This window comes from Glaciecola sp. MF2-115 (assembly GCF_047250385.1).
Taxonomy (GTDB): Bacteria; Pseudomonadota; Gammaproteobacteria; order Enterobacterales; family Alteromonadaceae; genus Glaciecola.
This window is the reverse complement of sequence record NZ_JBLBVM010000054.1, coordinates 140,678-162,242: the sequence shown is the minus strand read 5'-3', so window position 1 is coordinate 162,242 and position 21,565 is coordinate 140,678. Positions and strand designations below refer to the sequence as shown.

Annotated in this window: 21 protein-coding genes; 7 read left to right on the top strand and 14 right to left on the bottom strand. The window is 42.2% G+C overall.

From position 1 onward, the window contains the following. Positions 1 to 4: 4 nt before the first annotated feature. Together ACKLNX_RS12720 and ACKLNX_RS12715 are read left to right on the top strand one after the other, a co-directional pair. A complete protein-coding gene (locus ACKLNX_RS12720) occupies positions 5 to 478 on the top strand; it encodes a peroxiredoxin (protein WP_411692450.1) in 474 nt (157 codons plus the stop codon). A gap of 222 nt (positions 479 to 700) precedes the next feature. Next, positions 701 to 2,119 carry an amino acid permease gene (locus ACKLNX_RS12715; protein WP_412972623.1) on the top strand — a complete coding sequence of 473 codons (1,419 nt, stop codon included), beginning with the start codon at positions 701 to 703 and terminating at the stop codon, positions 2,117 to 2,119. 1 nt (position 2,120) lies between these two features. Here ACKLNX_RS12715 and ACKLNX_RS12710 read toward each other — a convergent pair whose 3' ends face one another. After that, positions 2,121 to 2,942: a 3-hydroxybutyrate dehydrogenase gene (locus ACKLNX_RS12710; RefSeq protein ID WP_412972622.1), complete on the bottom strand. Its 822-nt coding sequence runs from the start codon at positions 2,940 to 2,942 to the stop codon at positions 2,121 to 2,123. 332 nt (positions 2,943 to 3,274) lie between these two features. Between ACKLNX_RS12710 and ACKLNX_RS12705 the strand changes: the two genes are divergently transcribed. Next, positions 3,275 to 3,724 carry an MgtC/SapB family protein gene (locus tag ACKLNX_RS12705; protein ID WP_412972621.1) on the top strand — a complete coding sequence of 150 codons (450 nt, stop codon included), beginning with the start codon at positions 3,275 to 3,277 and terminating at the stop codon, positions 3,722 to 3,724. A 105-nt stretch (positions 3,725 to 3,829) separates the two neighbouring features. Here the strand turns inward: ACKLNX_RS12705 and ACKLNX_RS12700 are convergent, their stop codons facing one another. The 5 genes from ACKLNX_RS12700 to ACKLNX_RS12680 form a co-directional block, all read right to left on the bottom strand. Then, on the bottom strand, positions 3,830 to 3,970 hold the full coding sequence (locus tag ACKLNX_RS12700; RefSeq protein WP_412972620.1) for a hypothetical protein: 141 nt from the start codon (positions 3,968 to 3,970) through the stop codon (positions 3,830 to 3,832). A 140-nt stretch (positions 3,971 to 4,110) separates the two neighbouring features. Beyond that, entirely contained in the window at positions 4,111 to 5,010 is a 900-nt protein-coding gene (locus tag ACKLNX_RS12695) for a mechanosensitive ion channel family protein (protein WP_412972619.1), read from the bottom strand. Between the two features lie 337 nt (positions 5,011 to 5,347). Next, positions 5,348 to 6,046 (bottom strand): hypothetical protein, encoded by a 699-nt coding sequence (locus ACKLNX_RS12690; protein ID WP_412972618.1) that lies wholly within the window; start codon positions 6,044 to 6,046, stop codon positions 5,348 to 5,350. Positions 6,047 to 6,263: 217 nt separating this feature from the next. Further along, positions 6,264 to 7,508 carry an IS110 family transposase gene (locus ACKLNX_RS12685; protein WP_412972617.1) on the bottom strand — a complete coding sequence of 415 codons (1,245 nt, stop codon included), beginning with the start codon at positions 7,506 to 7,508 and terminating at the stop codon, positions 6,264 to 6,266. 334 nt (positions 7,509 to 7,842) lie between these two features. Next, entirely contained in the window at positions 7,843 to 9,090 is a 1,248-nt protein-coding gene (locus ACKLNX_RS12680) for an NAD(P)/FAD-dependent oxidoreductase (protein WP_412972616.1), read from the bottom strand. Between the two features lie 162 nt (positions 9,091 to 9,252). On the opposite strand from ACKLNX_RS12680, the gene ACKLNX_RS12675 reads away from it, so the two are divergent. Further along, positions 9,253 to 9,816 (top strand): Tfp pilus assembly protein FimT/FimU, encoded by a 564-nt coding sequence (locus tag ACKLNX_RS12675; protein WP_412972615.1) that lies wholly within the window; start codon positions 9,253 to 9,255, stop codon positions 9,814 to 9,816. A gap of 158 nt (positions 9,817 to 9,974) precedes the next feature. Here the strand turns inward: ACKLNX_RS12675 and ACKLNX_RS12670 are convergent, their stop codons facing one another. From ACKLNX_RS12670 to gss, 6 genes are all read right to left on the bottom strand, one after another. Then, complete coding sequence (locus ACKLNX_RS12670; protein WP_412972614.1) at positions 9,975 to 10,442, bottom strand: NfeD family protein; 468 nt, start codon at positions 10,440 to 10,442, stop codon at positions 9,975 to 9,977. Between the two features lies 1 nt (position 10,443). Beyond that, the gene (locus ACKLNX_RS12665; RefSeq protein ID WP_412972613.1) at positions 10,444 to 11,385 is read right to left on the bottom strand and encodes an SPFH domain-containing protein; all 942 of its coding nucleotides are present in this window, start codon (positions 11,383 to 11,385) and stop codon (positions 10,444 to 10,446) included. Between the two features lie 23 nt (positions 11,386 to 11,408). Next, positions 11,409 to 12,329 (bottom strand): alpha-E domain-containing protein, encoded by a 921-nt coding sequence (locus ACKLNX_RS12660; RefSeq protein WP_412972612.1) that lies wholly within the window; start codon positions 12,327 to 12,329, stop codon positions 11,409 to 11,411. 1 nt (position 12,330) lies between these two features. Further along, positions 12,331 to 13,785, bottom strand: coding sequence for a circularly permuted type 2 ATP-grasp protein (locus ACKLNX_RS12655; RefSeq protein WP_412972611.1), 1,455 nt, complete (start codon positions 13,783 to 13,785; stop codon positions 12,331 to 12,333). Between the two features lie 82 nt (positions 13,786 to 13,867). Continuing rightward, positions 13,868 to 14,956, bottom strand: coding sequence for a putative zinc-binding metallopeptidase (locus tag ACKLNX_RS12650; protein ID WP_412972610.1), 1,089 nt, complete (start codon positions 14,954 to 14,956; stop codon positions 13,868 to 13,870). Between the two features lie 75 nt (positions 14,957 to 15,031). Further along, positions 15,032 to 16,942, bottom strand: a complete 1,911-nt coding sequence (gene gss / locus ACKLNX_RS12645; RefSeq protein WP_412972609.1) for a bifunctional glutathionylspermidine amidase/synthase — start codon at positions 16,940 to 16,942, stop codon at positions 15,032 to 15,034. A 380-nt stretch (positions 16,943 to 17,322) separates the two neighbouring features. On the opposite strand from gss, the gene ACKLNX_RS12640 reads away from it, so the two are divergent. Next, positions 17,323 to 18,681 (top strand): MFS transporter, encoded by a 1,359-nt coding sequence (locus ACKLNX_RS12640; protein ID WP_412972707.1) that lies wholly within the window; start codon positions 17,323 to 17,325, stop codon positions 18,679 to 18,681. A 27-nt stretch (positions 18,682 to 18,708) separates the two neighbouring features. Here ACKLNX_RS12640 and ACKLNX_RS12635 read toward each other — a convergent pair whose 3' ends face one another. After that, positions 18,709 to 19,629, bottom strand: coding sequence for a glutaminase (locus ACKLNX_RS12635; protein WP_411692472.1), 921 nt, complete (start codon positions 19,627 to 19,629; stop codon positions 18,709 to 18,711). 133 nt (positions 19,630 to 19,762) lie between these two features. Here ACKLNX_RS12635 and ACKLNX_RS12630 point away from each other — a divergent pair, with 133 nt between their 5' ends. After that, the gene (locus ACKLNX_RS12630; protein WP_412972608.1) at positions 19,763 to 20,185 is read left to right on the top strand and encodes a hypothetical protein; all 423 of its coding nucleotides are present in this window, start codon (positions 19,763 to 19,765) and stop codon (positions 20,183 to 20,185) included. Positions 20,186 to 20,289: 104 nt separating this feature from the next. Here ACKLNX_RS12630 and ACKLNX_RS12625 read toward each other — a convergent pair whose 3' ends face one another. Continuing rightward, positions 20,290 to 20,961, bottom strand: coding sequence for a glutathione S-transferase family protein (locus ACKLNX_RS12625; RefSeq protein ID WP_411692474.1), 672 nt, complete (start codon positions 20,959 to 20,961; stop codon positions 20,290 to 20,292). Positions 20,962 to 21,076: 115 nt separating this feature from the next. Here ACKLNX_RS12625 and trxC point away from each other — a divergent pair, with 115 nt between their 5' ends. Further along, on the top strand, positions 21,077 to 21,505 hold the full coding sequence (trxC, locus tag ACKLNX_RS12620; protein WP_412972607.1) for a thioredoxin TrxC: 429 nt from the start codon (positions 21,077 to 21,079) through the stop codon (positions 21,503 to 21,505). Positions 21,506 to 21,565 lie beyond the last annotated feature (60 nt).

Genomic DNA, 21,565 nt, shown 5'->3' with positions numbered 1-21,565 from the left:
GACCATGATTGAAGTAGGCGGCACATTGCCAGAAGCAGTATTTAGCATATTAGAAGATGGCGAAATTAGAAACCCACACACAGGCACCTTATTTAGCGAGAAAAAGGTGGTCTTGTTTGCTGTTCCCGGTGCATTCACCCCTACGTGTTCAGCGGCTCATTTGCCGGGCTATATTGCGCTAGCAGATAAGATTAAAGCCAAAGGTGTTGACTCAATTATTTGTGTGTCGGTGAACGATGCCTTCGTTATGGATGCATGGGGGAAATCACAAAACGCAGACGAGATTATTATGCTAGCAGACGGTAATGGCAGTTTCGCTGAGCAAATTGGCTTGAACATGGATACCGACTCTTTCGGTGGAATTCGTTCGATTCGCTATAGCATGATTGTTGATGATGGCGTTGTGAGCGCGCTGAATGTAGAAGATCCAGGTCGTTTTGAAGTTAGCGATGCGGAAACTATTTTAAAGCAACTCTAAAACGCAACAGTTAAATATCTTTCAGAATTTGAAGGTATAGCTTTTAGTAAGATCGCCAAGATTTTAGAGGATGAATACTAAAGACAAAAAAGCCCTGTAATTTCAGGGCTTATTTTTTATAACTAGTATCGTTTAAGGTTAACCAGGATAAACTAGTGAAAATGTGCAGTTCCGAAGCGGTGGCTACTTCAAACCCACAGGTACTCCACTTGTGAGAATTTTATGTCTGCTTTGATACGCAGTAAAATTGGTAGCTTTGCGCTTCTTTCTATGGCGATTGTCGCTATATTTAACGTTCGCAATATTATCAACAACAACATCGAATTGGGACTTAGCTCAGCGCCAATTTTTTTAGTCGCGACACTACTCTACTTCATTCCTTATTCATTGATCATATCTGAGTTTGTTTCAGCAAATGAGAAGTCGGAATCAGGTTTATATGACTGGCTCAAAAAACCTCTGGGCACGAAGTTCGCATACTTAGGCTCATTCATATACTGGTTCGCAAACCTATTTTGGTTTGTGTCCTTGCTACCAAGCATAATTGCTTTTGCCTCATATGGTCTATTGGGTTACGAATACAAATTTTCTCCAGTACACACTTCAATTATCTCTATCTTACTTTTTGCGACTACCACTTACATTTCGACAAAGGGCGCTTCTTGGTTAGGAAAGATTTCGGCAATTGTTGCTTCTGGTGTCTTAATGCTATTTGCTATTTATGTCATCGGCGCACTTCTGGCTTTATGTACGGGCCATGAACCTACCCAAGCAATTACCGCCGATGCCATGACACCGACCATCAACTGGGCAACGATTGGCATTATCTGCTGGATATTTCATGCAACGGGCGGGGCTGAAGGCGTCGCAGCCTATGTTAAAGATGTTAAAGGTGGTCAAAAAACGTTTATAAAGGTGATTATCGCAGCGGGTATTTTAATTGGCGTAATGTATGCAACAGGCTCGTTGCTAGTTAACGTCTTTGTGCCAAGAGAAGCGCTAACTTTTGCCGGTGGTATGGTTGAAATTTTTACAGGGATGGCGAAGTACTTCGGCATATCTGAAACCTTAGTTGGTCGTTTTGTTGGTAGCGTGTTGTTTATCGCTATGTTTGGTTCTCTAATGATGTGGACAGCGGCACCTGCTAAGGCACACTTCTCAGAGATCCCCGAAGGCGTGTACGGTGAAAAGACGACTGAATTAAATGAATATGGTGTACCGGTGCGAGCAGCATGGTGGCAATTTGCCTTTGTTTTTTTCATGTTGGTAGTGAATGGTTTTGGTTCTGATACGGTTCAGCAGATGATGAATACGGCGATAAATTTAACCGCAGGAACAGCAATGTTAACCCCAGTCTCAATTATGGCGGCTTATTTAGTGCTGCGTTTGAAATATGAGGATACACCGAGAGATTTTCGCATGGGTTCACGCACTTTTGGCTTGAGTGTGATATCGGTTCTTATGCTTGTTGGTATAACCACAATCATCGCTGCTGCCTTCCCAAGCGACGTTGATTTTCTGGACTCTTTCTTCGTAAACGTATTTATGACCTTGGTGTTCTCAGGGATTGCTTGGTGGTGGATTTCTCGTTTTGAAAGAAGAGCACTCAAAAGAAAACAGTCCACCCAAACAAAATGCTAAGCTACAGAGCAGTCCACGCCCCATCAATTGGTAGGGATGAACCTGTAATTGAACGCGCAGTATCTGAGCATAAAAATAAAATCAAATCGCCGATCTGTTCGGGCTTTGCCATGACCGGTAGCGCTTGCTTATTCGTGATAAGTTTATGTTTCGCAGTCTCAATATCCGTGCCTTGTTGTTTTGCGAAATCTTCAATTTGATTGTTGATCAGAGGTGTCTCAACCCAACCGGGACAAATAGCATTTACGGTAATACCATTTGGTGCTTCTTCAATCGCAGCTACTTTCGTCAAGCCAACAAGGCCATGTTTGGCGGCAACATAGGCAGATTTTTTAGCAGAACCAACTAAGCCATGAACGGAAGCAATATTAATAATTCGGCCCCAATTATGTTGTTTCATCAAAGGAATTGCTTGTTGCATGATATGAAATGCCGCTGACAAGTTAATGGCAATAATCGCATTCCACTTGTCCCTAGGGAAGTTTTCAAGCGTCTCCGTATATTGAATACCCGCGTTGTTCACGACAATATCCAGCCTTGAGAATTCAATCTTGATATTACTCATCAATTGATCGATTTGTTCAGTCTCAGCAATATTGGCATCGCTAAACATAACATCGATTTTATAAATGCGTTCGAATTCGGCCTTTAATTCAAGCCCCTCATCCTTACTTACGAGGCCATGAATAACCAAATTAGCCCCTTGCGCCGCCAACATGTGTGCCGCAGCCAAACCAATGCCACTTGTTGACCCTGTAATTAACGCTACTTTTCCCTTCAGACCTTTACTGCCTGACAACTGTTCGCTTAGTGACAAATTCATACTACTGCTACCTAATCAATTTCGTTGGCACACTCTACCAAAATTCTTAATCTAGAAAAGTAGTACCATAGTGTTATAGCTCGTTTGTGGAGGGTTTTAACTCAATCGTTCCATTGTCATTTTTTTGCCCATTTGTACAAAATACAAGGTACTAAGATGATAGCTATTACTTTTCCTTATATTCAACTCACTTGCACCTTTGTGGCGGTTTGTGGTTTTATTGAACTGATTGATTAGTCGAAACCGAAATGGACCGTGTGATTAATGCTACTACTTTTTAATACTAGAATGTTTTAGAGTTTTATCAACGGCTTAAGAAACTTGGAGTGTTCATGCCAAATATCGATATCGATGTTTCATTAATAATACATCACTTTATTCATTTGAGTGTCGCCTTCGTTCTGGCGCTTCCTATTGCATTAAACCGGGAGGCCAAGCAAAGCGGAGCAGGTTTGCGGACTTTTCCTTTGGTCTGCATAGCATCTTGCGCTTTTATGCTGGTGGGGATGAGTGTTTTCCCAGAACCCGATGCCGAAGCTAGAGTAATGTATGGGATCATTACCGGAATGGGATTCATCGGTGGCGGTGCTGTTTTCAAAAGTGAAGACGGAGTGAGTGGTACGGCTACAGCGGCAGGCATTTGGAATACCGGAGCGATTGGAGTGTCAGTCGCATACAGTCGCTATGAAATTGCCATCGTTCTTTCTGTGATTGGTTTTTTGATATTTCAGTTTGCCGATCCAGTGAAGAAGAAGCAACGGCATGATGGAAAAGGTAAATAGAGCTCTTCAAGAGCTTATATTTGCTGAGAGTATAAAAAAGGGAGCAGTGTTAAGTTGCAATAAATGACCTGCAATTTAACACTGCCCCCTAATTATTAAGAACCGTTATGCTGTTACGTTAATCAAAGATTGGCCTTCTGATAAACCAAACTTTTCAGCTAACATAGCGGCTATGCTAGATGTGCTAGCGCTACTTGTTTCGTCTTCACTCGCTAGTTCGTCTAAATAATCCATTACTGAAGACAAATCGATGCCTCCATCAGACTGTCCATCACCTGGCGGTGGGGGCGGTCTGTGGCCGTCCGCCTGCGCGGTGGTGAAGAGTAAGAAATGCCTCTAAGGAGACCACTGCCTAAGCAGTGGTGACGGTCAAGAAACATTTAGCATCATCCTTTAGAACCATCAGAATTCTCTGCGCTTTCAATGTTGCGCACAGGAACCGGCTCGTTGAACGTTAAAGTTCTGTATGGGAATGGGATCTCAATACCTTCAGAGTCTAGTGCTTCTTTGATTGCCCCTACTACTTCACTTCTCGATTTGCGTTCTCCTAACGGCGTCGGATCAGACCACCAAGCTACTTCGATGTCTATTGAACTTGCGCCGAAGCCATTTAGGAATACTTCGACCTCTTTTTCGTTTACCACTAAGTCACAGGACTCAACAGCCTTTTTAATAATTGGAAGGGCGGCCTTTGCATCCTCAGAATAGGCAACACCGGTCATGATTTGTATCCTGCGGTATTTTTCATGCGTCAGCACATTAACTGGGTTTTTAAATAAAAATGAATTTGGCACAACTACGAGTTCGCCATTGGGCTGCCGTAATTCACTCATTCTTACAGAAATATTTTCAACGCGGCCTAGCAGCCCATTACACTCTATGAAATCTCCTTTCTCAAAAGGGTATTTCCAGAGTAAGAGTACACCTGCAAAAAAGTTCTCAAAAATTTCTTTAAATGCAAAGCCAATTGCCACCGATGCCAAACCTAGTCCGCCCAGCGCTTTCGTCGGGGTTAAACCTGGGAATACGACCATAGCAGCTAAAAGAACACCGAGAATCCACACTAGAATATTGATCATTCTTTCAATGAGTTCTTTTAGCGATCCTCTCATTTTACTGCGTTTAAGTGCTCCATGAACAACTCTACCAATTATTGAGCTGATTAAACCTGTAAACAGAAGAATGACAAGTGCAGAAACGATGTACGGCGTGTGGGACAAAAAGTCCTGCCATATGCTGACTACAGTATCTTGTAATGTTTGTTTTGCGGTTTCAAATGAAAACATAATCTATCCTTCAGGCAGTGCTGTCACGCTTGGAGTTTTATTGGGTGAAAACGAATATTGATAATATGTCGAATTATCAATCTGATACGTTTTTAGTATTACAATAGAACAAATAAAATGCTTTATGCAAGAAATAAGATGTGAAAGGTTATTAGAGTGATGCGTCGAATGACGAGGTAAACCTTCTTCATTGAGTTTCAATTATTCGACTGGCAAGTGTCATCCACAAGCAGTCATTCGCAAACTGATAATTAAGGTATCACTACTCGTTACCTAACGTTCAATAACACCTAAGCTGATAGCGACACCCAATTTTCTGTACGATTTTGATTAACAATTAGAAAGCAAAGCGCACGCCTACGTTGAACGTTGTGATTTTTCCTAACTCGTAGCCTGTTACCAGCGCCATGTTGGGACGGAAGTTCCAACGTGCGTTCACGCCGAGCAAGATATCTGTTTCGAAGGGGTCAGAACCACCAGAGGCGACATCCCCAACTGCGGTATACCGCGCATGACCCTGAAGATGAAATGTCGGAGTTGCTGCCCAGATAACACCAACCTCTGACCCGATGCCGCTATCGTCGGCGTCGATATCAAGATTGAAACCTTCAACGCTTGCATCCTTTAACTCTAGCTGGTCAAGACTCAGGCGGCCATAGTAAGCCAATGTTTCCGAGACATTGTGTTGATAACCAACCCCAAAGCGCCAACGCACCACATCATACTCGCCTGTAGCAGTGTTGATGTCGGTGCGGATTTCCAGTTCTTGGCCGAGAGAAGCATACTCACCAAACAGGTGCATTTGATTGCTAAACTGCCATGCACCGACAATAAACCCACCACCATCGGCATCACTCTCTACGTCTAGAGGGTCACTTCCCATGACCGCTCCTGATGTCTCTATGTCGTTGACAAAGCCACCGATAATTCCTCCCTCGATGTAGGTGAAGCCGATATCGTCTGATTGCGCCATCGCATTGTTAGATAGGATGGTAAATATAGCTAAAACCAATAACAAGACTGACTTGTTTTTCATTTTAATATCTCTATTGTTTAAATGAGCAAAAAATAGTTCTGCTCTTACCTTGATAAAATTATAGGTTAGTTCTTGGAGAAAAGATCAGGTGACGTGTGTTAAATTTATTTAATCTCTGCTGTTGCAGCATCTTACCGCTGATTGAAAATAAGCGTAACATCGCAAAACCCCAAAAGGTGACTGTCCGGATCATGCCCTGAGTCGTTCAACAAGTAATTTATGCTACTAAAAGCGGAGAATTTCGTTCTCTCAGTACCTTTAAATATTTAGACTCATCATAAGGCGTTTTGGTCTTCCAACACCTATATAGAATCCGAACCCACTTGTAAGCTAACGACCTTACTGCTGATTGATGTGTGTTTCCTTTCGCCTTTTGCTGTGCATAATAAAGACCTGCCCAATATGACAAGGCTACACTTTTAGCAGCCCACTCAATAAAACTTTGCCTGATAAACTTTGAACATTGCCATCGCCAATGCACCCAGCTTTTTTGACCACTTCGCTCTGTTACAGGAGATAAGCCAGCATAGTTTTGAATTTCCTGAGCACTATTAAACCGAGTTCTATCCTCACCTAAAGCGGCTAAAAGTCTGGGCGCTAAACATGGCCCTGTACCTGGCAAAGATTCAAACAACTCAGCATCGGGAAGGCTCTTAAACAATAAAGCTATCTGCTTGTCGTACACTCGGATATTTTGGATAAGTGTCAATATCTGTTTGCATAGCGCTATCGTTAGCATCTTGTGGGGTAGAATAACGCTATTGTCTTCTGTTAATGGTACAGCGGAGCTAATCCCTTCGACCCGTTTAGTAATGTTGGAAAGCGAGTTACCGCCGCGCGCCATAAAAAACTTTTCAATCGTTATATTTCTTGCACGTTTGACTGATTCTAGTGTAGGCCATTTGATTAAAAAGTCGCAGAATAGCTCACTGTCTCTATGAGAGAACCACTCTAGAGGCTGCGGATAGTATTGCTTCAGCGCGTTTATAAGTTTGTTTGCATTGCTGCGCCTGTCGTCGACGAGTGCGCGACGCTGTTCAACTAGCAAAGCCAACGCACGACAATCACCACTGCTCGGTTTAAGCGGTTTCACTTTATCGGGATAATTCAGCATCATATCTAATGCTAATTCTGCGTCCATTGGATCATCTTTAGCGCCGCTTGGATATAATGCTTTGCGATACTGAGACAGTGTCAGTCCATGAATAGGAAATACTGTAACGAAGCTGTGTTTTTGTAAGGCGTATACGATAGGGCCTTTCGTTAACTCAACGGCAACTGCTATATCGCCCTTTGTTTCAACATGTAACTTATGTAGCCATGTATCAATCGCTTCAGGAAAATGAGGGATGACTTCAAAACTACGTGTTTTGCTGTCACCTATTTGCACGCAGACATCGTGCTTTTTGTTTGCCCAATCTAGCCCTATATGCACTGCAAATTTACGTTTAATGTTGTTCATTACAAATCTCCTAAAAGTGAAATTTGTTATGTACTCCTTACTCTTCGAAAAGAATATAGACAGCGTTTTAAAGCAAGCCCTGAGTATTCGTTTTGAGTAAAGATACTCGATGCATCGAAAAGAAACCGGCGTTCATAAAATGTTAACTGCCTCATATTCGTATGCAAAGAGTACATAACCAAACCAATCTAAGTATAGATTGTTAAGGTTGAACGACTATAAACTGCCTCTAAGGAGACCACCGCCTGCGCGGTGGTGACGGGTAAAAAACTGCCTCTAAGGAGACCACCGACTGCGGGGTGGTGACGGGTATGAAGTGCCAATTAATAAACCATCATCTAACATTAATCCCCGCCACATAAGCAGAACTCCAAGCCCACTGAAAATTATAGCCTCCTAACCAGCCAGTGACGTCCATCGCTTCGCCAATAAAGTATAGTCCGGGGCAACTTTTAACTTCCATTGTTTTGGATGATAGGTGCTCAGTGCTCACACCGCCTAATGTAACTTCAGCTGTTCTGTAACCTTCTGTTCCAGATGGCTTTACTTTCCAATTGTGTATGCTTTCAGTCAGGAAGTTCTTCTGCTTATGATCAAGTTGCTTTAGTAGCACGCTATCAAAATTGATGAGATTTAGATAAGTGTCTACAAAGCGTTTAGCGAAAAGGTTGCCTAAAAACGTTTTCAATTGTGAGTTAGGGTGTTCTTGAACTGCTTTTTCTAATTCAGCGGAAAAATCCCCTGCAGGTAATAGGTCGATGCTGATATTTTCGCTCGAATTCCAGTAAGATGAAATTTGTAGCACTGCGGGCCCGGAAAGCCCTCGGTGAGTAATGAGCATATCTTCTTTAAATGAAGCCGTGTCTGATGAAATTGAAACTGGCATCGATACACCGGAAATCAATGCTAGCGGATCTTTCAATTCGGGAGGCAATGTAAATGGCACTAAACCAGCTTTAGTGGGCACGATCCTTAGACCAAATTGCTCAGCAACTTTGTAAGCAAAAGGTGTCGCGCCTAACTTCGGCATGGATAAACCGCCGGATGCAATCACTAGGTTAGAGCAAATGTAATCGCTTTTGTTTGTCGTAATCGTAAATTGCCCATCATCTAATTTTCCAACCTTCAAAACTTCGGTCTGGTAGCTGAAATTGACTTTGTTTTTTTCACATTCACTCACCAACATGGCGACGATCTCTTTTGCTGAATCGTCACAAAACAGTTGGCCTAAGGTTTTCTCGTGGTAGGCGATATTGTATTTTTCAACTAGGGCGATGAAGTCCCATTGTGTGTATTGACTGAGGGCTGACTTGCAGAAGTGCGGATTCTCACAAATGTACTTTTCTGGTTCAATAAAGTAATTAGTAAAGTTACTGCGGCCTCCACCGGAAATTAGGATCTTTTTACCAGGGCGTTTCGCATGATCTAACAATAAAACTGTTTTGCCTCTAGCTGCCGCTATTGCCGCACAATGCAGGCCTGCAGCACCTGCTCCAATTACAACTACATCAAATTTCACTAATCTATACTCATTAAAGCTTTCTGGGCGCAATATAGCATAAAGCGTGTTTAAACACGGCATGAAAAACACTGACAAAATATGTCATATTAATGAATTAAGAACATTAGGTATGAATTGATATACTGGCTAAATTAAGCTTTGGACTTTAGTATTCCGCCTCAAATTTTAGAATAACCTCAGCTTATTTCTTGAGGTGATAATAGTTGTAGGAGAGTTAAAGGTTTGTATAGTTTGAATTCTGAGCGCGCGTTAAAGCAACGAGGTTTTACATTAATTGAGTTAATAGTCGTCATTGTCATTTTGGGAATATTAACAGTCATCGCTGTTCCGAAATTTATTGATCTCTCGGATGATGCCAATTTAAAGACCACAAAAGCCGTCGCAGGTGCATTCAAATCATCGGTTTCCCTAGTGCGTAGCACTTACTTACTGCGTGAAACTAATCCTGTAGTGGTTAGAGGCAGCACGGTTCCTATCGATTCTGTTTCTGAATGGCCAACGGGTAGCGGTAGTGGCAGTCAGTTTTGCGTAAACCTTTGGAACAGTTTATTGGAGCAATCTGAAAGTGTTACGGGCCAAACGAATCCTAGCGCGACATTAGCGTCGGGGTGGAATTCACTGGGTAACGCGAATTTTTGCGTATTTGGTAAGCAGTTCGGCGATCGTACTTTCGCTGATGGGGATTTACCGCATTTCGCTTACTACATTCGTGATGTATCCAGCTTCTCTTATGGCGGTCAAACATATGGTGGCAGTGCTGGAGAAATAACGGAACATAATTTATAAAAGCAGTTTTATTGCTTTGCAGCAATGCTTCTATTCCAAACCCGCTTGAATGATAGTAATAGTGCCTGCACTTGTTGAGTGTGCAGGCCACTTTTACAAATTATATTGTAGTAATAAGCTAAGTACTTATAAGCATTAATTAATAGTGCAACAGATAGTTATGATTTGGCTTTAATTAACAGCGTCCCAACATCCGCTTGCACAACTTCTACACGTGTACCTTTCGCAATGTCTTCAAGCGCATCTAAATGCCAATTCACGCCTGAATATTCATACAAAGGCTTCTCTTTCAGCGGTAAGGCTGCTTCAACATTCTCGGACAAAATAAATGTGTGTCCTATAAGATCAGAGTCCGCACGTTTATGATCAACACTATTTTGCAGGCTGTATAGTCTTCGCCATAACAATGCAGCGAAAACGGCTGTAAAAACAGCGGTTGAAATTAATGCCCAAGACACGGTCTCTGGAATTAATCCCACCCACATGATCGCTGCAGTGGCTATAGCTGCCAAGCCTGCAAAAAACAGGAAGAATGTGCTAAAACCCAAAACCACAATTTCAATGATTAGAAGCACGACACCTATAATTAATATTGTTTCGATTAAGTTGTTAGCAAACCATTCCATACTAAACTCCTTTTTTCGTCAGTGCGCTGATGATGCTGGTAGCTTGTGCTACCACAGATGCGGCCTCAGTACCTGATTCGGGAAGCAATACCACACTTGATTCCTTGGCGATGGCCTTTTTCGCTTCAATAGCTCGGGTAGCGAGATCGAGTTGAATGGCTTTTTGACCTTCGTCAGTATTGGCTGCTTCACCTACTTTTTTCAGAGCTTCGGCCTGAGCTTCTGCAACGGCGACGATTGCTGATGCTTCACCTTGAGCACGTAATATTTGCTCTGACTTATCACCTTCAGCGGCTAAAACAACAGACGCTTTTTCACCTTCAGCGCGGTTAATTGCCGCTTGTCTATCACCTTCCGATTCTAAAATTTGCGCACGCTTTACTCGCTCGGCTTTCATTTGTGCTTCCATCGCTTCCATAATGGAACCAGGTGGAATGATGTCTTTAATCTCATATCGCATTACCTGAATACCCCAAGGACCTGCGGCTTGGTTAATTGCAGTGACGATATTCAAGTTTAGGATGTCTCTTTCTTCAAAGGTTTTATCTAGCTCCATTTTACCTAACTCAGAACGCATCGTAGTTTGTGCCAATTGAGTAACGGCAAAAACGTAATCTTCTACACCATAGGTTGCTTTGTATGGATCCATTACTCTGAAGTACAAAACCCCATCAACCATGAGTGAAATGTTATCTTTGGTAATAGCACTTTGTTCTTGCACATCGACAGCTTGTTCTTTTAGAGAACGATCTGCAGAGATACGGTCGATAAAGGGTAGTATGAAGTTCAAGCCCGCTTCTTTCGTGGACTGGAATTTACCGAAACGTTCAATAACGTAAGCACGGTTTTGTGGGACAAATTTAATGCTGCTTTTTAACAGCACTAAAACGAGGACGATAAACGCCATCTCAATTGTTAAAATATAATCAAATAATATATCCATTTACAGCTTCTCCATTTGTTGATCTAAAAGTAAGTATCAGACACTTTCTCATTAACTTCAATTAAACCAAGTTGTATATCATCAATAAAATCATGCAATTTTTCTTGCTCCAGTACAGCAGGTTTGGCATTCAGAAGATAATTGCGCAAAATTCTCGTTTTTTCGACGGCCACTTTATTATGGGGTAGTTCAGATAATGAGCGCTCAACTTGCTCAATTGCATGGATCAATGAGCGTGGAAACCTTGATTCGAGTAATAGAAACTCCAACACATCTTTGCGATTAATGCGCACTCGAACTTCTCTACGATACATTTGATAGGCTGTCATCGATTTTAGTACGCCCATCCATTGAATGTTTCTAAAAGCAGGAAGTTCATTTTCTAGCTCAGGTAAAAGTGACGCAGAACGCACATCAATAATACGCGTTGTCATATCTGCTCGTTCTAAGTTTCTGCCGATGCGCATGAATAAATAGGCTTCATCATGGGTCATGGTACCCGCTAGTAAACCCGTGATGGTTTGGTTTGCTAGAATAATTTTCGACAAATATTGATAACGAGTGCGTCGTTTAAATGCAATAGCGCTGTTTTCGGTAACATAGTGATAAAGTTCATTTATTTGCTCCCAAGCCTCGCGCGGTATAATTTCTTTTACGGTGCGCGCGTTTTCTCGTGCAGCAGAAAGTGAACTAACAATAGAACCAGAGTGTTTTTTGTCGACTATCATAAAGTCAATGACACTCTCTTCATCTGCGTTTTCATGAAGTTCGTAGAAGGTATCCCTGAACGATAAGATATCAATAATTGGTTCCCAACCAAGCTTTACACTTGATGGTAAATCCAAAAGCAGATGAGAGTTAACATTCACTAAACGTGCGGTATTCTCGGCTCTTTCTAGATAGCGGGCTAGCCAGTACAAGCTGTTTGCGACTCTTGATAACATGCTATTTCTCCTCCATTTGAACTATCCAAGTATCTTTACTACCGCCACCTTGTGATGAGTTGACTACTGTTGAGCCTTTTTCTAAGGCTACTCTTGTTAGCCCTCCAGTGGTTACCGTGACGTCTTTTCCAGATAGAATGAAAGGACGTAGATCCAAATGTCGCGGTTCAACTTTAGTCCCAACCATCGTAGGGGCTGTGGAGAGAATTAACATCGGTTGAGCCACATAATTTCGAGGGTTCGCTTTGATTAATTTTCTGAATTTGTCATGTTCTTTTTTATCAGAGTGAGGGCCAATCAACATGCCATAACCACCCGATTCGTTGGCTGGCTTCACGACCATTTTTTCTATGTTCTCGAGTACATAGTCGCGTTCTTTTTTGTTGTTACATTTATATGTAGGTACGTTAGGTATGATCGCTTCTTCACCTAGATAATATTCAATTAAAGCAGGTACATAGGCGTAAACAACTTTATCATCTGCCACCCCAGAACCAGGTGCATTGGCCAAAGCAACATTGCCAGCTTTCCACGCTCGAATTAAGCCGCTAACGCCCAACATGGAATCTGGACTGAATACTTCTGGATCGATAAACCAATCATCAATACGACGATATATAACATCTACACGCGCTAAGCCATTGATGGTTCGCATATAAACGCAATCATCATCTTCGACAACTAAATCAGTGCCTTCTACTAATTCAGCGCCCATTTGTTGGGCAAGGTAAGCATGTTCAAAATAGGCTGAATTGTAAATCCCGGGTGTTAATACAACTATTTCAGGTTCTTCAATATCTCGAGGCGACATCTCTGCCAACATGTCGTATAGCTGAGAAGGGTAGTCGTCGACAGGTAAAATATTATATTTTTGAAACATTTCAGGTAACACTCGCTTCATCACCTGTCTGTTTTCAAGCATATACGACACACCAGAAGGGACTCGCAAATTATCTTCAAGTACGTACACCTGACCTTTATCATCACGGACTAAGTCAGATCCGCAAATATGCGCCCAAATTCCATGTGGCGGGCTGAAGCCTTTGCATTCTTTCAGGAAATTTTTGGAGTTTTTCAATAAATCTGCTGGAAATATGCCGTCTTTGATAGCGTTCTGATCATTGTAAAGATCATCAATGAACATGTTGAGGGCTTTCACTCGTTGCTTTAAGCCACGTTCAATTTCGGCCCACTCTTTAGCGTCAATTAAGCGCGGTAGAATGTCAAAAGGCCAAGCTCGGTCAATCGAGCCTTCTTCTTGATGATAGACGCGAAACGTAATGCCCATTGTATGAATGGCCGACTCTGAAGCCGCCTTCAATTCATTGATTTCTTTGTCTGATAAGGCATAAAGGTAGTCACATAAATCCTGTGAATAATCTCTAGGTTTGCCCGCTTTCTCAATCAGTTCATCATGCAAATGAGAAACTTTGTAATTACCCCAACGAATAGCCATAACATTCCTTGCTTACTAATAATTCTATTAACAGAGTAGCACGCTTCAGAAAAATGTGTATTGAGCATGCTGGTTTGGGTGTTTATGCGATTTCTGAACGCTCCATAATTACCTGATGTACAAACCTGAGTTTATTCAGTGCAGTAATCGATATTACGAATGGGTAAGCATCATCCATTCCCATGCTTCTATTTAATGAGTTAATGACGCCGGTTAATGCGCACCAATCATTATATAATTTGCTAAAGCTTATCTCCGTGTCTAACTTGCTGTGAGTTTTTGTCGCTGTATAAGGGCTTACTATTTCTATGTTTGAAATACTTAGGTCGAAGTTGTTTGCCGTTTCGAGCGTGTCCACCATGTGTAAATAATGAGCCCAGGTTTCCGCCCAATCTTCCCATGGATGCATGGTCGCATAAGCGCTAATCCAGACACTTTGCCAATTCGCTGCTGGGCCATTGGCGTAATAATTATTCATTGCGCTTTGGTAATCCAAGGTCTCATCACCAAAAAGCTCTCTAAATTCACTTAAATGATCGGAATCTCGAATGAGTCTATCCCAATAATAATGCCCCGATTCATGACGAAAATGACCCAGTAAAGTGCGGTAGCTTTCATTCATTTTTTCTCGCAACTTGATACGCTTAGCTGGGTTTGCTTCGTTTATGTTTATTGTTATCAAACCGTTGCTATGGCCTGTCGTTACAAAGTTCTTAATGGTTAACTCATTGCCAAACTCGTCTTCGGTTTGATCTTGCAAGAAATCAAAGCCAAGGCCATTCTCCGGGTCTTCAGTTCGACTTGATATTGGTAGCTGTAACTTGATGACCGAGTAAAGAAATGAACGTTTAGCCTTCTCTAATAAGAACCACAATTGACGATTATCATTTTCATCTAAATTAGGAATCGTTTCTGTAAGGCGACAAGATACGCAAAGCTCATTAGGATCATCCAATTCAACCATCCAATTACACACATCTTGAACGGAATAGTTTTTACATGGCTTGTACAGCTTGCCGTTGTTAGAAGCTAGCATTGCGTTATTAGAGGTTTTGGTGAACGCACTAAGCTGGCGTACGTCAGGAATAAAGCCAAGGAAAAGTCCGCATTGTACGCATTTAGTATTCGCAAAATGTAAGGTGTTTCCACATTGGCAGGTAAAGGTCTTCAAGTATTCGCTCCGGTATTCAAATATTCACGGCCTGTTGCGTTGGCCGAAAGTTCGTTATTGAGTATATACGCTCTATTAAGATTGTCGCTGACTAATCTCAAACACATCATCTTCAAGCACGCGTAGGGCCATGCAATCACTGTCTTTGCCAATGATCATGGATGGATCAACGCGAACACCGCTACCTGCATAATTCCCAGCAACCGTAAATGTACACAGTTGTACATAGTATTTGCCAATTTTAGGTAAAGGCCATAGCTGTTGATACACGTAATCTCGTTCACCAAAGTTGCCGCCTTTTTCAGCGAGCGTTTGGTTGTTCTCATCCACTAGTTGAATGTTCGCACCACAACGACCAACAATAGGCTTAGATACAAAGCCCTTTTGTTTTAATTCATCACTTAACTGCAAACTTGTTTCTAGTAACCATGGGTGATTAGGGAATAAAGTCCACAGCACTGGCAGTATTGCTTTGTTGCTTGGGATGAGTGTCCACATAGGTTCGTAAACCATAATGTCTTTATGCAGCAACACATCTGCCAGCTTTGGCGTTTTGCCTTCTCTAACGTTTGGATGGTTAATAAAGCTCTCATCGGGTGAGTCGACTATTTCATGCCGAAGCTGCTCAAGCGCAGTTTCCCAAGCCCACGTTTTCCAAATCCAACGAATAGGATCTCCCTGCGAATCGACAATGATGCCGTCAGCATTCCACTTTAAGGAGCTGAGTCCAACGACGCGCTCACATTCCAAGCCTGCTGATTGAATGGCGTCTTGCATAAATAAGGCATGATAGTCTTCTTCAGGGTCGCTATCTTGAAGTACGTGTACTTTGCCTTTTACATCGCTTTTCTTCCAAGCACTAACGAGATCAGAGAACAGGCTTTTTCCAGCATCATGGCCACGTTTGATATTTAAATGCTTCGCCCATTTACCTTGTATTTTGCCTACTTCCATATAGCAAGAAGCAGAGTCGCAGTTGTATTCGTAAACCTTCAAGCCTGCATCAGACAAAGCGAAATCAAAGCGACTAGTTATCAATTGATTTACGCGCTTGTCCCAAGACTGACGAATTCTTGGAATAATAGCTTCCGGGAAACCAAAAGACTCTAAGAGCTCAGGATGTTGAAGTACGTAATCGGTGGCATGCATAAACATACCGTGCAACTCATCTGTTGCGGTTTCTAATAGTGCTTCTGCACTTTGTGACACAGTGTAATACTGATTGAAGTCTTCTTTTACAGAGGTAAGCCAATGGCCTTTCATCATCTCAACATAAGCAGCTTCGTCTTCGTTGGCGATGTTTAGCCATGGCCGAGAAGCGTCTGTGTTCGTAGTGTGTTCGGCCAAATGCACATTGTACAATTGTGAATTAATTTCAGGCGTACCTTCACTGTGAAGATCATCTTCAGTTTGCAGCATCCAGCCGAGAATATGCCCTTCTTTTGGTGAGCAATGGAGCCAAAAGTCGCCTTGCTCGCCTATCTTATAAGCAATCTCTCTCGAAAAGTTTCTGTGATCTTTCCACGGCACAAAATCCATATTTTGCTCTACAATGCGTATCGCGTGCGGCAACACTTCACTTACGATCGCGACATGACCAGTATTCTCAAAATCACCGCCTTCATCCCAAATAATCATGGCACCAGGTTCTGGATGACGCAAAGAGCCGTTTCTAAATGCGTTTAAGGGTAAATTTTGATTGCTGTGGATCTCTCGCACATCACGCAAGTTGAATATTTCGTAGGCCATGGTGACATCATTAAAAATATAGCCTTTGTTGATGTATAACCAGCGTCGAGCAAATTCAACGCATTGCCATTTGTAGCCCATGTAAATGCCGTCGTAGTAGCTACGATAAGAACTTCGGTTGGGATATTCTTTATCATCGGCGGTATCATAGTCGCTTGAGTACGAGCAAACATTACCTTCCGCCACACCTAATAAGGTGCCAAAAACGGTAGCTTTACCCTGAGAAGTAGGGGTCATGTAGGTGATTCCAATATAGAGCACTTAGTAAAAACGCATCTAAAATGTCCTGCGTAGGCAGCGACAATTTTCGCGAGCATAAACACAATTAATACTAGGTGCAATACATGCTTATGCAAATATTAAAATCAATTAGGCTCTTCTTATAACTTATGCTCGTTATGCATTGTATTTACATGCGATAATACAGTCTTTCGGGAATGCACCTTTAGAGAATGCGCCTTTTTGAAAGTAAGCACTCCTTAGGAGGAAACTCTTCTTAAAAGTTTATGCTCCTTAAAAGATAAAGCCTCGTATGTCTTTACGCCCCTAAGGTTTCTATTTCATTAAAAATGGCACTTTGACGTCATTTTAAAAATTCGGATATTGTATTGTCAAAAATGCCGGTCACCACAATTGCGCTAATTGCCGTTTGCATCGGCTATCTCATTGCACCTATGGGAATGGCTGCCGTGAATGTTGCGATCCCAGCTCTCGCTGAAGATTTGCAAGCGAACGCTATCAAAGTCTCGTGGCTTCCCACACTCTATATTTTGGCTAATGTCGCTTTCATGTTGCCTTTCGGAAAATTGGCAGACAACTACGGTCGTAAACGTATCTATGCACTGGGTTTATTTCTTAATGCACTCAGCGCATTGATGTGTGCTGTTGCGACTAATATTGATTGGATTTTAATTTGGCGATTTGTGCAAGGTGCATCGGGGGCAATGATCTTCAGCACGGGTGTGGCAATTATTACTTCGGTTACGCCGTCGCATAAAAGAGGTGCGGCACTTGGTGTCTTAGCTGCGTGTGTTTACATTGGGCTAACCTTAGCACCTGCTATTGGTGGATGGCTAACGGAGTGGCTAGGTTGGCGATCGGTATTTTATTTTCAAATACCTTTGATGTTGATATTACTTATCTTCATTAAGCTAAAATTGCATGGAGAATGGAAGAATGAGCATCACTCGCGTTTCGACTGGATTGGATCTGCCATATTCATGACTTTCGCCGGAACACTGGTGTATGGGCTTAGTCTCCTACCTAGTTTATTTGGCTTTGGCTTACTCTTAATTTCTCTCCTGAGCATAGTTAGCTTTATAGTGCATCAAAGTCGGGATAAACAGCCACTGATCCGTGTGCAAATGTTTAAAGAAAGTCGCGTATTCAGTATGTCATTAACTACTTCATTCCTTATGTATGGAAGTAATTTTGCCATTATCTTTCTACTGAGTTTATACCTGCAATATATTAAAGGGTTTAGTCCAGCATATGCGGGTCAAATACTCCTAATGCAGGCATTGTGCATGGCTATCGTCGCCCCATTTGCAGGAAAGTTAGCGGATCGTTTTCAAGCTCGAATAGTTGCCACTCTAGGCTGCAGTATCGTGGCTCTTGGCTTCCTCTTTCTAAACCAAATCGATTCCAGTACAACGGCTATTTATATAGCCGCTTCGCTCGGTTTAGTAGGCTTAGGCTTTGGTTTATTTTCAACACCAAATAATAGTGCAATTATGGGCGCAGTAAAGGAGCAAGAGGTTGGTGTTGCTTCAGCTTCGATGAATTTATCGCGCACAATCGGGAATCTAGTTGGTATGAGTATCGTTAATCTGATGATGCACTATTACATGGGAGATGCCACGTTTACGCCGGAAAATAACCCAGCATTAATGCAGATTATTTCTTTATCTTTAATGTTGTCACTGGTATTTGTGATTATCGCTAGTTTCGTTTCTGCAGTTAGGGGGAAACAGTAGTCTCCCCAATAATTATTTATATTGTTATTAACTGCCAAACACCGACCAACCTGTTTTATTTGCGAATAACTCTAGCGCCTCAGTACCTAGTTTACTATTACCAATAACATCCAAACCAGGTGACCACACTGCTATAGATGCTTTGCCTGGTGCTATCGCGAGTATTCCGCCGCCAACGCCACTCTTTCCAGGAAGTCCTACTCTGAAAGCAAACTCACCGGAACCATCATAATGTCCACAGGTCAGCATAAGCGCATTGATTCGTTTTGCTCGCTGCGGCGTCACGATGGCATAGCCTGTGGCAGGGTTAATTCCGTCATTTGCCAAAAATAAGCCTGCTTTGGCTAATTGCTGGGTAGTCATGGCAATGGAGCAGTGATGAAAATACGTTCTCAAGACGGCATCGACAGGGTTATTAAAGTGCCCAAACGATGCCATAAAATAGGCTAATGACGCATTTCTGTTACCCGTTTCAACTTCGGAACGTGCTACTTTATAGTCAATGGCGATACTGTCATCGTCCGCTAGAAAACGCATGAACTGTACAATTTCAGCTAAGGCTTCTTCTGACTGACTACTTTGTATTATCGTGTCCGCAATAGCTATTGCACCGGCGTTGATAAAAGGATTACGCGGCTTACCATGTTCATGCTCTAGTTGAACAATTGAATTGAAGGGGTCGCCGGATGGCTCTCGACCAACTCTAGTCCAAATGTGTTCACCAAGTTTCCCTAAGGCGAGTGTTAACGTAAATACCTTAGAAATACTTTGAATAGAGAATGAAGTTTGTGCACACCCCGCGCTGTAGGTTTCTCCGTTTGGTAAAGCAACACTAATTGCGAACTGGTTTGGATCTACACGCGCAAGTTGAGGAATGTAGGACGCAACCTTACCTTTATCTGGCGAGGCCGCCATTTTCTGCGCTATTTCATCAATTATTGCTTGCAAGGTATCACCGATTTATGAGTTGTGCCAACATCCTATATCAAACAATGAGGATATCCAATTCAAGCTTGTTTTTTTACTTTTGCTCACGTTCAATATATTCTACTGTTTACAAATATTTAACACGGAAAGCATTATGAATAAAACACCTATGTGGTTGGTTGTTGTTGCCGTTGTCGCGTTGTTTTGGAATTTGATAGGCGCCGCTGCGGTCATCATGAACTTTATGATCTCGCCTGAGGCGCTAGCGGCCATGTCCACAGCGCAGCAGCAAATGTACGCAGATACACCTAGTTGGTCTTCATATGCTTCCTTGTTAGCAGTGGTAACTGGCTCTTTAGGTTGTGTTGCCTTGCTCATGAAAAAAGCTTGGGCCGTGCCTTTATTCGCCTTGTCGCTTATCGGTTTAATAGTGCAAAATATCGGAATCTTTATCGTTGTAGATGCTGTTGCGGTATTAGGCAATACGGTGTTATTCATGCAAAGTGGTGTGGCTATTATTGCTATTGGCTTATTGCTTCTAGCTAGAATGGCGAAGCAGCGAGGCTGGATAGCTTAAGTAAGAATAGCTTAGTAGGCTTACGGAGCCGTAATCTCCGCATTAGCTGCATACCTGGTGACATAAAAAAGAGCGCTTAGCGCTCTTTTTTGGTTTAACTAGGTTTATTTCGCTTTCGCAAAGGCCTTTGCTAAATACGCCTCAAATTCAGGTTGAGCAGCCTTTGTATCTTTCGCTATCGCCTGAACTTCTGGCATTGCATTTAGCTTCGCAAACAGCTCTTTCGAACCAGGTGCTTCAGCCAATAAATCAATATCAAATAGCTTTTTCGCAACAACGGACGCTAAGCTAGCAGAATACAAAAAGAAAATATCTGCACCTGTCAGTTTATCTCCAGCTAGATAAGGTGAGAATGAAGCTGCACGAGATAGCGCTTGCATGCCATTGAGTAAGGCACGTTTTACTTCTGTTTTGGTCTGCTCATGAACTGGCACGCCCCAAAATGCTTCTGTATGACAACGTCGAGCAGGTAATTCAATGTATAACTCAATCATCTTCATTAACTCTCGTACTCGTGCTCGTTCGTATGCTGTGCCTGGGATCAGCGGTTTTTCGGGAGACAGTTCATCCAAGTACTCCATGATCACATTGGTTTCAATCAGCACACCGTCCTCTGTTTCTAAGGCTGGCACTTTGCCGGTGGGACAAATTGCGAGATATTCTGGCGTTTGGTTGGGGTAGGTAACAACAGCCTCATATTCGATACCTTTTATTGCCATTGCTAGTTTCAGCATGTTGTAATAGTTACTAACGTCAAATCCGTATAATTTAAGCATTTTATTATCTCAACTGTGGTCAAAAGTTTTAAACTACTGTTGCGCTTTATTGTCAGATTTGCAACATTCTAATTCTTATAGTGAAGTATCATTTTTTTGAACGTAAGGAAAAACTATGCATATAGTTTGCGCGCATTGTTCATCTACCAATCGAATCCCAGAAGATAAGACGCATATTGGTGCTAAGTGTGGAAAGTGTGGTGAAGCAATATACAGTGGCACGCCAGTCAATCTTAATGATGCTAGCTTCTACCAATTTGTTGAAAAAAATCACATGCCCGTCATTGTCGATTTTTGGGCGGAATGGTGTGGTCCATGCAAAGCCATGGGGCCTGCTTTTGAGAGCGTTGCAAAAGAATCGGACGGCATTTTGTTCGCCAAAGTTAATACAGAGAATGCGCCAAGTGTTTCAGCCGATGCCGTTATTCGATCGATACCAACCTTGATTTTCTTTCACAAAGGGAAGGAGATTGACCGTGTATCTGGGGGCTTGAGTGAGTCACAAATCAAGCAGTGGATTATGCAAAGCTTGCAAAAACTGTAAAATTCGAGACTAAACAACAAGTTTGGGTTATAAATACTTTATGATTTACACATGCAAACA